The following is a 14797-nucleotide window of genomic DNA, read 5'->3' on the forward strand; positions in this document are numbered from 1 at the left end:
CTCTAAACCCGCCGCGTGGCGGCGTTCAGGACACCTCCTCCGCTTGTGCGACAGATCACTCGCTCGGTCGGCGGGCCTACTTTCGTCTTCCGCCGGCCCCCTGAATGCAGACGTTGCACGAAAGTCACCACCCTGTGACTCAGCTCACTTTATCGAGCCAATTTTCACCACAGGGTTGGACTTGTCGCAATCATTTCGTTACCGTCGGCAGGCAGTCCCGGGCGAAGAAGTGGTTCATCTGCCATCTTCCGAGCATTCGGAAAACCCTGGGCGCACAGCAGAGGTTAGTGAGGTGGACGACTTGGCGGAGCGGGACTTTCCAGGCCGGTCGGTATCCGGTACCGCGGTGGTCGGTGGACGTCGACGCCGTGACGAGCGGATCGATGACCTGACCGCCGAGGAGATGACGACGATCATCCCGGTTGTGCACACCGATACCACCGACTTCGAGTGGGACGCTCCCGACTGGGACCCCACCGACTGGAACGGCCCGCAGCGCAAGACCTCGACCTCCGAGGTCACTCAGGACATCCTGATCCCCGAGGGCGAGTTCGACGAATACACCCACCACGAACCCTTCGATGTCCTCGGCGCCGAGGTCGACGAGTTCACCGATGACGACCGCGCGGGCGCCGTCTCCGAACAGCCTGCCTTCCGGCGCGTTCCGGCCGGCAAGACCAAGCGCTCGGGCGGCAAGCACCGCATCGCCGCTCCCCCGACCGCTCTCCGCAGCGGCCGCGTCGCGCTCGTGGCCGTGGCCGCAGGTGCTGCCGTCGCCGCGGCGATGACACAGGCCGAGTCCTCCGATGACGCCACCCCGGCCACCCCGGTCCCGGCGGCCACCGTCGGCGATGCGGCAGCCGGTGCCGCCGACACCGGGCCGGGCGTCGCGCCCGCGTCCACCCAGCATCCGCAGGACACCGGTATGTACAGCAGCCAGTTGACGGTCGGCAAGCAACTCACCGACGCCGAGGCGGCCCGCAAGGCCGCCGCGTTGCTGCCCGAGTACATGTCGCCGATCCCGCTCGGCCAGTATCAGCTCACCTCGCTGTATGCGATGCGCTGGGGCGTGATGCACGGCGGCCTGGATTTCGCGGCGCCGCTGGGCACGCCGATCCACGCGGTCACCGACGGCGTCATCCGCGAGGCCGGTCCCGCGTCGGGATTCGGCAACTGGATTCAGGTCCAGGCACCCGACGGCACCATCACCGTCTACGGACACATGTTCTCCAACGGGGTCCTCGTGCACAAGGGCGAGCACGTCACCGCCGGCCAGGTCATCGGTCTGGTGGGTAGCGACGGCCAGTCCACCGGCCCGCACTGCCATCTCGAGGTGTGGAAGGACGGCAAGACCAAGATCGATCCCGCCCCGTGGCTCGCCGAGCACGGCGTGCGCATGTCCAACTACACGGGCTGACGCCGGCTCGTTCTCACCAGCAGTCGCCGGGCCGTTCTCGTATCTCTCACAATTTGTCGCCGGGGATGCCGCCTGCCGTCAGCAGCGTGACCCGTCCCGTCTTGCCGCCGTAATCGATGACGACGCGTTCGGTGGCACCGCTGCCCTCGCGCGCAACGACCTTGCCCATCCCGTATTTCGGGTGATTGTGCCGATCGCCCACGTCCAGGTGGATCTGCTTGTTGCGACCCCGATTCGGGTCGGTGGAGAACGACGAGCGACCCAGCGCACCATGGGAACCCGACGCGTCGCCGCGGCCGAACACTCCGCCCGACAAGCTGCCCGACGAGCCACCGCGGCCGGATCGGCGCCGCCCGCTCTGCCTCCACTCGAGAAGATGCTGCGGAATCTCCTGCAGGAAGCGCGATTCCGGATTCGACACCGGCTGTCCCCATGATGCACGGGTGACCGCGCGGGTCAGATAGAGACGCTGCTTGGCGCGGGTGATGCCCACATAGGCCAGGCGCCGCTCCTCGCTCAGCTCCGCCGGGTCACCGAGTGCCCGCAGGTGCGGGAAATGCCCGTCCTCCCAGCCGGTGACGAAAACCACCGGGAACTCCAGGCCCTTGGCGGTGTGCAGGGTCATCATGGTGACCACCCCGGCACCCTCATCGGGCACCTGATCGGCATCGGCGACCAGTGAGACGCGCTCGAGGAACGCCGCGAGCGAACCCGGTTCGGGCTCGCCTTCCCGCATCTGCGCGGCCTCTTCCGGGTCGTCCTCGGCGGCGGCGGCCTCGGCGGCATCGCGGCTGAATTCCATTGCCACCGAGATCAATTCGTTGAGGTTGTCCAGTCGGGCGCCATCTTGGGGATCATTCGATCCCGCCAACTCCGCGCGGTAGCCGCTGCGGTCGATGATGGCGTCGACCAGTTCGCCGATATCGGCGCCCTCTTCGGTCGCGTCGGCGACGGCGACATCGGCGCCCTCGCCACCACCTTCACCGAAGGTCGCCAGAAAGGTGTTGCGCAGACCCTCGATGAGATCGACGAAGCCACCGATCTGCTTGACCGCGCGCGTGTTCAACAGCGGCACCTGGCCCTGCGCTCCCTCGAGCAGCGCCTGGTAGAACGAGATCCCCCGGTTCTCGGCGTGTACGGCCACACAGGCCTCGGCGCGATCCCCGATACCACGGCGCGGGGTGTTCAGGATGCGCCGCAGACTCACCGAATCCTCCGGATTGGCGACGACGCGCAGGTATGCGACGACGTCGCGCACCTCCTTGCGTTCGTAGAACCGGGTGCCGCCGACCACCTTGTACGGGATGCCGTGGCGGACGAAGACCTCTTCGAGCGCCCGGGATCCGGTGTTGGTGCGATAGAACACGGCGATGTCGGAGTAGGTGTTCGACTGCGCGCCGCCGATCGTGTGGTCGGTCAGCCGCTCGATCTCGGTGGCGATGAACGTCGCCTCCTCACGATCGGAATCGGCGACATACCCGACGATGAGCTCGCCATCGCCCGAGTCGGTCCACAGCCGCTTGTCCCGGCGATTCGGGTTGCGGGCGATGACGGCATTCGCAGCCGATAGGATGGTCTGCGTCGACCGGTAATTCTGTTCCAGCAGAATGGTTTCGGCATTCGGGAAGTCCCGCTCGAACTCCTCGATGTTGCGGATCGTGGCACCGCGGAACGCGTAGATCGACTGGTCGGCATCACCGACGACACACAACTCCGACGGCGGCACCGCCGACCCGGACTCCTCGCGCCCCACCAATTCCCGGACCAGCACGTACTGGGCGTGGTTGGTGTCCTGGTACTCGTCGACGAGGACGTGCCGGAAGCGGCGGCGGTAGTACTCGGCGACCTCGGGATGCCGCTGCAACAGGGCGACGGTCTCGCCGATCAGATCGTCGAAATCGAAGGCGTTGGCGGTCCGCAGGCGCCGCTGGTACTCCGCGTAGATCTCGGCGATGGTGCGGGCGGTCGGCTCGTCACCGGCGTCGGCGTGCGCCTGCTCGGGCTCGGTCAGCTCGTTCTTCAGATTCGAGATGCTGACCGCCAGCCCGCGTGGACTGAATTTCTTGGGGTCGAGGTCGAGATCGCGGATGATCATGCCCAACAGACGTTTTGAATCGTCGGCATCATAGATGGAGAAATTGGAATTGCGATTACCCAGCAGAGCCGACTGGGCCCGCAGGATTCGGACACAGGTGGAGTGGAACGTCGACACCCACATGTAGGCCGCCCGCGGACCGACGAGGCCGATGACACGCTCGCGCATCTCTGCGGCTGCCTTGTTGGTGAAGGTGATGGCGAGGATCTGGCCGGGCGTGACGTCACGAGCCGCCAGGAGGTATGCGATGCGGCGGGTGAGGACGGCGGTCTTGCCCGAGCCGGCGCCGGCGACGATCAACAGCGGCCCTCCGCTGTGCACGACGGCGGCACGTTGCTGCGGATTGAGTCCGTCGAGGAGTTGTTCGATCCGGTCGTCGGACGCCGCGGCGCCGGTCGCCGGGACGGGTGCGGCGGTGCCGGCGGGGCGCAGATTCCGGGTGCGGGCGTCGGGTGCAGAGCTGGTGGTCATCGATATGTCAGGCTACTCCGGCCCACCGACACCGATTCCGGCCCGCAAGGGCGCGGGCGTGGCCTGGTCCGGGCGGACGGGGTGTACCGGCTACGATGACCGCGCAGGCGATTAGGCGGGGGGCCTGCGAAGTCTGCGGTGGACCGGCCGCGTGTGGGCAGGGGGAGGCCGAGTGAGCGAGTCAGCAGCACAGCGTTCGCGCGTGGGCGCCACCACGCCCCGGCGAGCAGGAACGCACCTACCCCCGGATGCGTCATTCAGTCATCACAGGCGGTTTCCCGGACGTAGCCCGACGATGTCTAGTGTTGTCACCATTCGGCCGAAAACGGACATCGTCGCGCTGCGCGGTCCGATGCCCACTGCCCCGGGAAGCGAGCGATGAAGAACACCTCGAAGGTCATTGGCCTGGTCCTCTCCAGCGTCGGCGCGGTGGCGGTGATCGTCGCGCTGGTCCTGTCGTTCATTCCGTGGAGCCTCTCGGGCGCGGCCGAACCGACCGCAGCCTTCCGCGCACAGAAGAGCCTCGATCAGACCGCCTTTCAATACGGCAGCAGTCCGGGTGCGCGCTACACCGGGTCGCTGACCCGCAAATATGCCAGTGGCCGCACCCTGAGGGTCGACTTCTCCGATCTGCAGGTGGCGCTGTCCGGCAACGTCGACGGCACCATCCGGGTCAACGGGCAGCAGGGCGCCTACACCCAGATCGGCAACTACTACTTCACCAAGGCCCCGGTTGCGTTCTGGAAGACGATCCTCGGCTCGTCGCAGCAGAATGTGGATCTGGCGCCGACGGACAACAAGTGGGCCAGCGGCGAATGGGCGCTGCCGAACCTCGGCTACGCACTGTCGCCGATCGTGCTGGCCGGACGCATGGGCAACAACGATCTGGTGCATCCGCCGGCGCTCGGCGCGCAGCTGCCGGCACCCAACCGCGACACCCCCGACGCCCGCTACTGGCCCACCTCCGATCCGGTGATCCAGCAGCTCGCGGACAACAAGGTCAAGGCCGGGGCCTGGGAGATCACCTTCGATGCCGGTACCAAGGCGATCACCCATCTCAAGGGCGACTACAAGGAGGGCGACGTCAGCACCTCCATCGACACCGACGTCACGCCGATGTCCTTCGACCAGGTGTCCCCCATCTTCACCAAGCAGCACGGCCTCATCGCCGATCTCGCGTCGGCGCCGCTGCCCGGCATGACGATGGACAAGCAGCCCGGCCTGCAGCTCGACCAGGTCGGCTGGAAGCAGACCGGTGACTGCTCCAACGTGGCGTGCGGATACGACATCACCGTGAGCGGCAAGCCCTACAACGGCTCGGACAACAAGACCGGGCACGTCAACTACGGACTGACGGTCAATTTCGTGGTCAACGGCCAGCCGGCCGGGGCGCTCGGCGGCACCTGCACGCCGGTGATCCGCGTGGACTTCGATCGCACCGCCACCACCCGCTGCACCGCGACCAACCTGGGCTCCGGTGGGGGTTCGATCCGGCCCAACGTCACCTTCTCGTACCTGCCGTTCCTCGACTACGGCGCCGACACACTGAACAACTACCTCGACGACAACAGCGAGGCCACCAAGCGTCAGTTCACGATGGTCCGCACCGGAACCAAACAACCACCCGCGGCCACCTACGCCTCCGAGCACACCGGCCTGCCGAGCAGCTACGCGGTCAAACGCGGCGACTATCTCTTCGACGGTTACGGACCCGCCGGCGCCTACCTGATCACCTTCGCTCCCGGATACGCCCAACATGTCACGGGCATCAGCTTCGATCCGAGCTGGGCGGGCACCGCCACGCTGCGCGACCAGATGGCCAAGCAGGTGGCGGCGATCGGCGACGACGGGCGCATCGCCTACTACGTGGCCGAACAATCCACGGCCGACGCATTGAAGGGACTTGTCCTCCAGTCCGGCCAGTCGAGCAAGATCTCGGTCTACTTCGACCCGCCCGAAACGGGTCAGGGCAGCTGAGGTCAGGTAGCCGAGCAGGGGCCGCCGACCCGTCCGGCTACTGGCCGAGCAGCCGGGCGTCGACGACCTCGCCGACCCGTCCGTCACCGGTGTGCACCGCCAATGATGGTGTGACCGGCCGGATTCGGACCTCGGTGCCGTGTCCGTCGAGCTGCACGTAGAGGACGTGGAGGCCGGCGGCCAACCGCACCCGAACGGCGTGGCCGCCGTCCAGGGACATCTCGGCGTCGCCGGTGATGTTCGAGCAGTAGCCGAGCGCGATCGTCCACCGCCAGTCGATCAGCGGGCCGTCGAGCCGCAGCGCGGCGGGACCGGTCACCTCGGGCCGCGCACATGTCCCCCGCCCCGCCTTGATGGTGCGGCGCGGAGTGACCGCACCTGGCGTGAGGTTGCCCGCGTTGTCGAGCACGAACAGCCGGTCGGTGCTGTCGCCGAACGTCGGACGGTCGTCGAGGCGGCCGAAGGTGGCGCTGATCTGGTTGTACGGATACGCCACCGGCAACAGCACCTCGAGGGGCAGTGCCTGATCGAACATCGTGTTGTCCCGGTTGGCGGCCAGCGCCCGTTTCGTGTTGGCCAGGTAGGCACCCGTCGGGTCGTCGGTCCACGAGGATTGATACGACGCCGTGGAGATGAGCGACGACGCGAACGCCAGCGCCGCGGCCACGGCGAGGGCCACCCCGGCCGCCGTCGAAACCCTGCCGATATCTGAAATCTGTTGCGGCTCTCCAGCTTTCCGACGGACCGGTGCCGCGATCAGCAGGGCGAGCGCGATGGTGAGCACCAGCGCCGCATCCGGTAGGTACCGCATGGTCTGGGCCAGTTCGAGGGCGGTGTTGGCCGACGACCGATTCCACATCACCGGGATCTGCGCCGCCACGAGGTAGAGCGCGGTGCACACGAGCACCGCCACGGCGCCGACCCGTGCGCGCACCGCCCAGATCACCACGGCGGCCACCAGCAGCCACCCGAGTACGACCATCCACGTCGCGGAGAATCCCATCGGCGGGCTGGGCACCCAGCGTTCCCATTTCCACGGACCGCCGACGAGCGCGGGGATCACTCCCCGATTGATCGAACGCCACACCAATTGCGCGGTCTGCGACAGCGAATGCTGCCCGGCCGTCGCATCCGAGACCGAGAAGAACAGCAGTCCCCACGCCACGAAGATCACCGCCAGCGGCGCCCACAACCGGCGGCCGTTGACGAAGGCCACGCCCAATGCCCCGGTGCCGTGCGCGGCGGCGTCGTCATCGGGACGGCTGTTCGCGCGGCTCACCAGCACCGCGACGACGAACGCGACCGGCAGGATGAACAGCGACTTCTCGAAGAAGGTGAGCGCGAGCAGAAAGATCAGCGACGACCGGATGACGATGCGCCGCACCCGCCGCGGGTCGGCGACACCACGGGCCAGCAGTACCGCATCGGCGACGATCCATGCCATCGCCGCCTGCATCGGCAATGCATTGAGTCCGGCCGCCCACCACACGAACGACGGCACCGTCATCGGCGTGAACAAGTAGAACGCCAACGCGCCGACGGACGCGAGTTCGACGAGCCCGCGGCGCGGACCACCGTCGGCGGGCGCGGTCAGGACGCGGATCATGCGCCATACCGACACCGAGGCCAGCGCCTGCAACACCAGCAGGGTGATCGCGGGGGCGACCCAGTGCACCGGCGCCAACACTGTCGAGATGCCGGCCACCAGGAACGCCGCGGGCATGAAGTGACCGTCGTGGCTGTGCCCGAGGTAGTCCCACGACAGGATCGGCATCGTCGACGCACGCCCGATGAGGATGAGGTCGTCCCAGTAGAAGTTTCCGGTCGCCACCATCCAGCCGCGCACGATCAGCTGCGCAACGATCAAGATGATCGCCGCAGGCACTGCCACCGACGCCCACCGATGCACCGACGAATCCGACGCCCCCGAAGCGGGCCGCGTGGATGGGGCTGTCGTCTCCCGGTGTCTCGGCATGGCGACCAGTGTCCACGGCGCGGCGCGCGCGTGGCAAAATCGGCACGGTGACCGACCCCAGCGACTCGTCGAGCCCCGACCCGACCCGCCCGGCGACCACCGGGCCGGACAAATCCGGGCCGGACAAGAGCACGGGCGCGTCATTCGCCGATTCCATCGACCTCGGCTACTACGGGCTCGAGGCCGATGTCTCGGGTCTCGCCGACGACATCGATGTCTCGCGCCGGGAGATCGATCGCCTCGATGCGATCATTCTTGCCGCGGTGAAACGCCGGTCGGCGGTGTCGAAGAAGGTCGGCGCGGCACGCATGGCCTCGGGTGGGCCGCGGCTGGTACACAGCCGAGAGGTCAAGGTCCTCGAGCGGTTCGCCGAGCTCGGCCAAGAAGGACACACTCTCGCGATGCTGCTGCTGCGACTCGGGCGAGGGCCGCTGGGTCGCTGACGCGGCCGCATATCCATCGTTCGTCGGACGTCCGGTCCGGCAGCCATTGACAGCGTTTCCCGCCCGGGCGTTGGGTGGAGCCATGGGCTTCACCTCCCCTGCCGAGAGCTACGACGGTTTCATGGGCCGCTACACGCGCACCCTCGCACCGCAGCTCGTCGATGCCGCCGGGGTGAGCGCCGGCGCGCGCGTGCTCGACGTGGGTTGCGGCCCGGGCGGACTCACCGGCGTGCTGGCCGAGCGCGTCGGCGCCGGCAACGTCGCGGGCATCGATCCCGCACCACAGTTCGTCGACGCCTGTCGCGAGCGCGTCCCCGGCGCCGATGTCCGCCAGGGCGCGGCCGAGTACCTGCCGTGGCCGGATGCCGCCTTCGACGCCGCTGCCTCCTGCCTGGTCGTCGGGTTCATGACCGACGCCGATCAGGGTCTGCGGGAGATGGCGCGGGTCACCCGGCCGGGCGGCGTCGTCGCCGCCTGCATGTGGGATCTCGTCGAGGGCGGGATGACGATGCTGGCCGTGTTCTGGCAGGCCGCCCGCGAACTCGATCCCGATGTGGTGGGCGAGCAGATGAATGTGGGTGTCTCCCGGGGTGACATCGCGCGGCGACTGCGCGTGGCAGGACTCGACGACGTCGTCGACGGCGAGCTGTTGGCGCACGCCGAATACACCGACTTCGACGACTTCTGGACACCGTTCACCTTCGCGGTCGGCCCCGCAGGCAACCATCTCGCGTCGCTGCCCGCCGATCGGCAGGAGCGACTCCGGGAACTGTGCCGGCCCAAGCTTCCCGACGGCCCGTTCACCCTCACCGCCCGTGCCTGGTACGCCCGCGGGACGGTTCGTTGACCTTCACGCGACGCGCCAACCGAATAGGGTGGCATCCATGAGCGACGTCTCCGACAGTGGCCTCGACAGCAGCGACCTCGACACCAGCGGTCACGACATCACCGGCACCCGGTCCTGGCAGGCGTTGGCCGCCCACCAGGATCACGTCCACTCGATGCATCTGCGGGAGGTCTTCGCCGCCGATCCCGAACGCGGCCGAGAGCTCACCGTCGATGTCGGCGACCTGCACATCGACTACTCCAAACATCGTGTGCTGCGCGAAACCCTGGAATTGCTGTTCGGTCTCGCTCGGGAAGCCGGCCTCGAACGGCGACGCGACGCCATGTTCGCCGGCGTCCACATCAACACCTCCGAGGATCGGGCCGTCCTGCACACCGCGTTGCGGCTGCCCGCCGACGCCGAACTCGTCGTCGACGGGCAGCATGTGGTCGCCGACGTACACGAGGTCCTCGACGCGATGGGCGCCTTCACCGATCGGCTCCGCAGCGGAGAATGGAAGGGGCACACCGGTAAAGCCATCACCGACGTGGTGAACATCGGCATCGGCGGCTCCGACCTCGGCCCGGTGATGGTGTATCAGGCGTTGCGCCACTACGTCGATTCACCGATCCACTGCCATTTCGTCTCCAACGTCGACCCCGCCGACATGGTGGCCACCCTCGCCGGTCTCGACGCCGAGACGACGCTGTTCATCGTGGCGTCCAAGACTTTCGGGACGCTGGAAACCCTCACCAACGCTGCCGCCGCCAAGCGGTGGCTGCTGTCGGAGCTCGGCGCCGCCGACGATGCGGTGGCCAAACACTTTGTGGCGGTGAGCAGCAACGCCGACCGCGTCTCGGCGTTCGGGATCGACACGGCCAACATGTTCGGTTTCTGGGACTGGGTCGGCGGCCGGTATTCGGTCGATTCGGCGATCGGCCTCTCGGTCATGGCCGCGATCGGCAAGCAACGGTTCGGCGAGTTCCTGCACGGATTCCACGTCGTCGACGAACACTTCCGGACCGCGCCGCTCGAACAGAACGCACCGGTCATCCTGGGCCTGATCGGCCTGTGGTACTCGAACTTCTTCGATGCCCAATCACGGGTGGTACTGCCCTATTCCAACGACATGGCACGCTTCGCCGCCTACCTGCAGCAGTTGACCATGGAGTCCAACGGCAAGTCGGTCACCGCGCACGGGCACCACGTGACGACCGACACCGGCGAGGTGTTCTGGGGCGAGCCGGGCACCAACGGACAGCACGCGTTCTACCAGTTGCTGCACCAGGGCACCCGGATGATCCCGGCCGACTTCATCGGATTCGCCGTGCCCACCGACGATCTGCCGACAGCCGACGGCACCGGCTCGATGCACGACCTGCTGATGAGCAACTACTTCGCGCAGACCAAGGTCCTCGCATTCGGGAAGACCGCCGACGAGATCGCCGCCGAGGGCGTGGACCCGGATGTGGTGCCGCACAAGGTGATGCCCGGAAACCGGCCGTCCACGTCGATCCTCGCGCCGGAGCTGACGCCGTCGGTGATCGGCCAGCTGATCGCGCTCTACGAGCATCAGGTCTTCGTCGAGGGCGCGATCTGGGGCATCAATTCCTTCGACCAGTGGGGTGTCGAACTCGGCAAGACCCAGGCGATGGAACTGCTCGGGGTCATCACCGACTCGACACCCCCTGCGCCACTAGGGGACTCGTCGAGTGACGAGCTGGTCCGGTGGTATCGCTCCCACCGCGGTCGGCAGGCCTGACGGCCAGTGCACCGTGCCGTCACTCCCAGCGGGTGGAATCGAAGATGTCCTCGGGGATCTCGTCGCCAGGGGCCAGTCCGAGTTGCTCGATCCGCCCCATCAGTGCGGCGCAGCTGGCGATGTGGGAGACGAGCGACGTCGGTTCGGTGACGCGTTCGGCGGGATCGCCGCCGATGAACTCGGGCATCACCGGCGGCACGCACTGACCGACCGCGATATCCGCCGTGCCGGTGGCGCTGCGCCACGCGTCGAAGCTCTCGGCATCGACCGCCTCGGCGATGTCGCCGTCGCCGAGGGCGGCCATCACCTCGTCGACGGTCGCGAGCGGACCGGAATTGCCGCTGGAGGCGTCGAATCCGATGACCGCGTTCGCGTCGATGTCCGGATCGTCAGCGAGAGTGAAGTAGACGATGCCGCGCCAATCGGCGCCCACCGTGGCGATGTCATCGCGTCCGAACACGTCGCGGAGCAGCTCGTCGACGGACTCGGCATCGGCGGATCCGAGGAGCTGGAATGCGCCACGGGCTACCAGTTGACTGTGGTGAATCGACACATCGGTTACCTTACGCAGGTGAGAACGTCTGTGCCGTCGCGTGCGCCGCGACTGTCGAATCGGGCGCAACGGCGCCATCGCATGGTGACCGGCCGCCTTCTGGTGGGACTCGTGGCAAGCGTGTCGGCCGTGTCGGCACTCAGCGCGTGTTCCTCATCGACGCCGTCCTCGGCCCCGGGTACCTCGTCGTTTCCGACGTCGGCCTCGGTGTCGGTGCCGCCGGGTGCACCGCCGCGCACGTCCCCGGGTGCGGCGCTGGCCTTCGGCGGTTCGGCGGTCCTGCCCGCCGACGCCTTCGCACCGAACGGGCCGACCGCGATGTACACGGTCACCGGCATCACCCCGGGCGAAGGGGTACCGGATTCGGCCACGCAGGGCGGCAAGGCCTACTTCATCTACGTGACGGTGACCTCGCTGGCCGCGCGGCCGGCACCGGCCCCGAAGGTGGTCGGGCTGGCCGGCAGCGTCGACGGGAAGACTCCGGCGCTGACCTTGCCGCCGCCGGTGTCGCTGGCCGCGTGCGCGAATCCGTCGCCGCCGGAGACGATGAAGCGGGGCGATGCCTACGCCACCTGTCTGGTGGCCTACGCCGATTCCGAGCAGAAGCTCGGCAGCGTCATCTACTGGGCCGACACCACCACCGCGGACGGATTCGACTTCAAGGCGTCACCCGTCGTGTGGGGCACACCCGCCCCGCCGACCTCGAGCGGTGCGCCCTCATCTGTCAGACCATCCGGCGCGTGATCGCCGACGGCAGGAATCGCAGTGCCGCCGCGATCGGGACCCACGGCCACCCCGGGACGGGCGCATAGGCCTTCTCGGCCTCGATGGCCTCGACCATCGCGCGCACACCTTTGTCGGTGTCGGTCATCATGGCGGTCTTGACGCCGCGGTTGATGTCGGTCTCGATGTAGCCGGGCAGCAGGATCGACACCGTGATGGGCGAGTTCGCGAACTCGGCCTGCAGCCCCTGCCCGAGCGCCGTCAGACCGGCCTTCGACGCCGAGTACGCGGTCTGCGCCTTGGGGAGACCGCGTACCCCACTCATCGAGCTGACCAGCACCAGGTGGCCGTGCCCCTGGGCGCGGAAGATCTCCAGCGCCGCCTCCACCTGGGCCAGCGCGCCGACGAGATTGGTCTGGACCGTCTCGATGTTGGCGTGCATCTTGCCGGTGCCGAGCGGTGCGCCCTTGCCGAGTCCGGCGTTGACGATGACCCGGTCGAGGCCGTCGAGTTCGTCGCGCAACTTGCCGAACACCACCGGCACGGCGTCGACGTCGGTGACGTCGAGCCCGGCGGTGGCGACCTGTGGTGCGCTGCTCCGCAATTCGCTCGCGAGAGCGTCGAGGCGGTCGGTCCGCCGAGCGGCCAGCGCCAGGGATCGGCCCTTGGCGGCGAACTCGCGGGCCATGCCCTCGCCGAGCCCGGAGCTCGCACCGGTGATCAGGATCTTGTCGCGTCGACTCACGGTCGCCAACCTACCGGACCTCGTTCTCACCTCGGTTCGGTCGGGCGAACGTCAGACGCACGACGACGGTGTGCGAGTCGTCGTCGGCGAACACGGTGAGTTCCGCGTGCGGCGCGCGGGCGATCACCGCGGGCATCTGCTCGGCGTTCAGCTCCATCGCGAGGACGCCACCGTCGACGAGCCACTGCGGAGCCTGCGCCGCGAGCGTGGTGAGGTGGTCGAGGCCGTCGGGACCGGCGAGCAGGGCGCGGTGCGGCTCGTGGTCGGCGGCCTCGTGCGGCATCAACGCCAGCGCGGTGTCGGGGACGTAGGGCGGGACCGCGACGATCACGTCCACCGAACCACGCAGTGCCGCAGGCAATGCGGTCAGATCCGGCCCGGCGTACACGCTGGTGGGGTCGCCGAGGTTTCGGCGCGCGTACCGCAGTGCGGTCTCGTCGACATCGGTGGCGTACACCCGCGCATCCGGCAGCCAGTCGCGGATGGTCGCCGCCAATGGCGCTGCCCCGCAATAGGGTTCGACGATGACCGGCCGCACCCGTTCGGCAGCTGCGGCGATACCCACCGCGGCCAGGAGTTCCGAACGCTTGCGCGGCACGAACACCCCGGGGCCGACGGCCAGGCGCCGGCCGGCGAATTCCACCCATCCGACGATGTGCTCGATCGGCTCCCCGGCGACCCGGCGCGCACACATTCGCACCAGGTCTTCGTCGTCGGTGGCGGCCTCCCGCAGGATCGACGCCTCCTCCTCGGCGAACACACATCCCGCCGCGCGGAGCCGGGTCACCAGCGGATCCTCCGCGGCCCCAGTCCCGGTCGCTTCAGCCCCGGTCACTTCAGCAGCCGTGACATCCGGCGGTCGGCGAGCACCTTGCCGCCGGTCTGGCAGGTCGGGCAGTACTGGAACGAGCGGTCGCTGAAGGCGACCTCCCGGATCGTGTCACCGCACACCGGGCACGGCAATCCGGTACGGGCGTGCACCTTGAGCCCGGTGCGCTTCTCCGACTTGAGTTTCGCGACTCCCTGGCCTTCGAGCCGGCCGATCGCGTCGGTCAGGATGTCGCGCATCGCCTCGTAGAGGGCATCGACCTGTTCTGCGGTCAGGGTTTTCGCGGTCGCGAACGGCGACAACCGGGCGGCGTGCAGGATCTCGTCGGAGTAGGCGTTGCCGATCCCGGCCAGCACCCGTTGATCGGTGAGCACGTTCTTGATGCGTCCCGACGCGCCGGCGAGGATGTCGGCGAACTCGTCCCGGTCGAGTGCGAGCACATCCGGTCCCAGTGAGGCGATCCGCTCGACGTCGGTGATATCACGGACGATCCACACCGCCAGCCGCTTCTGCGTGCCCGCCTCGGTGACGTCGAATCCCTCGCCCGGTAGGCCGCAGTGCACGCGCAACGCGATCGGGCTCTTGCCGCCGGGGCGCAACGGCCGGGGCGAGAGCTCCTCGCTCCAGCGCAGCCAGCCCGCACGCGACAGGTGGACGACCAGGTTGATCACCGGTTCGGGATCGGTGTCGGCGCCCGGGACGGTGCGCACGATCAGGTACTTCCCCACCCGGCCGACCGATTCGACGATGCGGCCGGTGAGCGCGGTATACGGCGGATCGGCGGACTTCAGGACCGACAGGGAGGCGACGTCGACGCGCCGGATCGGGAATCCGGCGGCACGTCCGTCGACGAAATCGGCGATCGCGGCAACCTCGGGCAGTTCGGGCATGACACCAGTGTGCTCTAGTGTTCCGCGCCGTTAATTCATTGAATATGTTGTAGGGTTGGGTATGGCACGCACTGGACGCCCAAAAGCCGCT

At 68.0% G+C, this 14797-nt stretch carries 12 protein-coding genes; 6 read left to right on the forward strand and 6 right to left on the reverse strand.

The features are described from left to right. The first annotated feature begins 292 nt into the window (after positions 1–292). Positions 293–1417, forward strand: coding sequence for a M23 family metallopeptidase (locus ACPXB3_RS19420; RefSeq protein WP_425729134.1), 1125 nt, complete (start codon positions 293–295; stop codon positions 1415–1417). A 46-nt stretch (positions 1418–1463) separates the two neighbouring features. On the opposite strand, the gene ACPXB3_RS19425 is transcribed toward ACPXB3_RS19420, so the two are convergent. Beyond that, positions 1464–3983, reverse strand: a complete 2520-nt coding sequence (locus ACPXB3_RS19425; protein ID WP_425729136.1) for a UvrD-helicase domain-containing protein — start codon at positions 3981–3983, stop codon at positions 1464–1466. A 378-nt stretch (positions 3984–4361) separates the two neighbouring features. Here ACPXB3_RS19425 and ACPXB3_RS19430 point away from each other — a divergent pair, with 378 nt between their 5' ends. Further along, positions 4362–5960, forward strand: coding sequence for a hypothetical protein (locus ACPXB3_RS19430; RefSeq protein WP_425729138.1), 1599 nt, complete (start codon positions 4362–4364; stop codon positions 5958–5960). A 37-nt stretch (positions 5961–5997) separates the two neighbouring features. Here ACPXB3_RS19430 and ACPXB3_RS19435 read toward each other — a convergent pair whose 3' ends face one another. After that, positions 5998–7794 (reverse strand): hypothetical protein, encoded by a 1797-nt coding sequence (locus ACPXB3_RS19435; RefSeq protein WP_425729148.1) that lies wholly within the window; start codon positions 7792–7794, stop codon positions 5998–6000. Between the two features lie 296 nt (positions 7795–8090). Between ACPXB3_RS19435 and ACPXB3_RS19440 the strand changes: the two genes are divergently transcribed. From ACPXB3_RS19440 to pgi, 3 genes are all read left to right on the forward strand, one after another. After that, positions 8091–8378, forward strand: a complete 288-nt coding sequence (locus tag ACPXB3_RS19440; RefSeq protein WP_425729150.1) for a chorismate mutase — start codon at positions 8091–8093, stop codon at positions 8376–8378. 82 nt (positions 8379–8460) lie between these two features. Beyond that, the gene (locus ACPXB3_RS19445) at positions 8461–9225 is read left to right on the forward strand and encodes a class I SAM-dependent methyltransferase (protein ID WP_425729140.1); all 765 of its coding nucleotides are present in this window, start codon (positions 8461–8463) and stop codon (positions 9223–9225) included. Positions 9226–9262: 37 nt separating this feature from the next. Continuing rightward, entirely contained in the window at positions 9263–10966 is a 1704-nt protein-coding gene (gene pgi, locus ACPXB3_RS19450) for a glucose-6-phosphate isomerase (RefSeq protein ID WP_425729142.1), read from the forward strand. A gap of 19 nt (positions 10967–10985) precedes the next feature. On the opposite strand, the gene ACPXB3_RS19455 is transcribed toward pgi, so the two are convergent. Further along, positions 10986–11519, reverse strand: a complete 534-nt coding sequence (locus ACPXB3_RS19455; RefSeq protein ID WP_425706556.1) for a hypothetical protein — start codon at positions 11517–11519, stop codon at positions 10986–10988. 18 nt (positions 11520–11537) lie between these two features. Between ACPXB3_RS19455 and ACPXB3_RS19460 the strand changes: the two genes are divergently transcribed. After that, positions 11538–12263, forward strand: a complete 726-nt coding sequence (locus ACPXB3_RS19460) for a hypothetical protein (protein WP_425706557.1) — start codon at positions 11538–11540, stop codon at positions 12261–12263. Here the strand turns inward: ACPXB3_RS19460 and ACPXB3_RS19465 are convergent. Genes ACPXB3_RS19465 through ACPXB3_RS19475 form a run of 3 tightly spaced genes read right to left on the reverse strand, consistent with a single transcriptional unit; the run spans position 12244 to position 14706 of the window. Continuing rightward, positions 12244–12987 (reverse strand): SDR family oxidoreductase, encoded by a 744-nt coding sequence (locus ACPXB3_RS19465; protein WP_425729144.1) that lies wholly within the window; start codon positions 12985–12987, stop codon positions 12244–12246. The two genes, ACPXB3_RS19460 and ACPXB3_RS19465, sit on opposite strands and share 20 nt — an antisense overlap. Positions 12988–12997: 10 nt before the next feature. After that, complete coding sequence (locus ACPXB3_RS19470) at positions 12998–13777, reverse strand: SAM-dependent methyltransferase (RefSeq protein WP_425729152.1); 780 nt, start codon at positions 13775–13777, stop codon at positions 12998–13000. A 41-nt stretch (positions 13778–13818) separates the two neighbouring features. Continuing rightward, positions 13819–14706, reverse strand: a complete 888-nt coding sequence (locus ACPXB3_RS19475) for an Fpg/Nei family DNA glycosylase (RefSeq protein WP_425706560.1) — start codon at positions 14704–14706, stop codon at positions 13819–13821. Positions 14707–14797: the final 91 nt, after the last annotated feature.

Origin of the sequence: Gordonia sp. DT219 (assembly GCF_049847065.1) — a bacterium.
Classification (GTDB): domain Bacteria; phylum Actinomycetota; class Actinomycetes; order Mycobacteriales; family Mycobacteriaceae; genus Gordonia.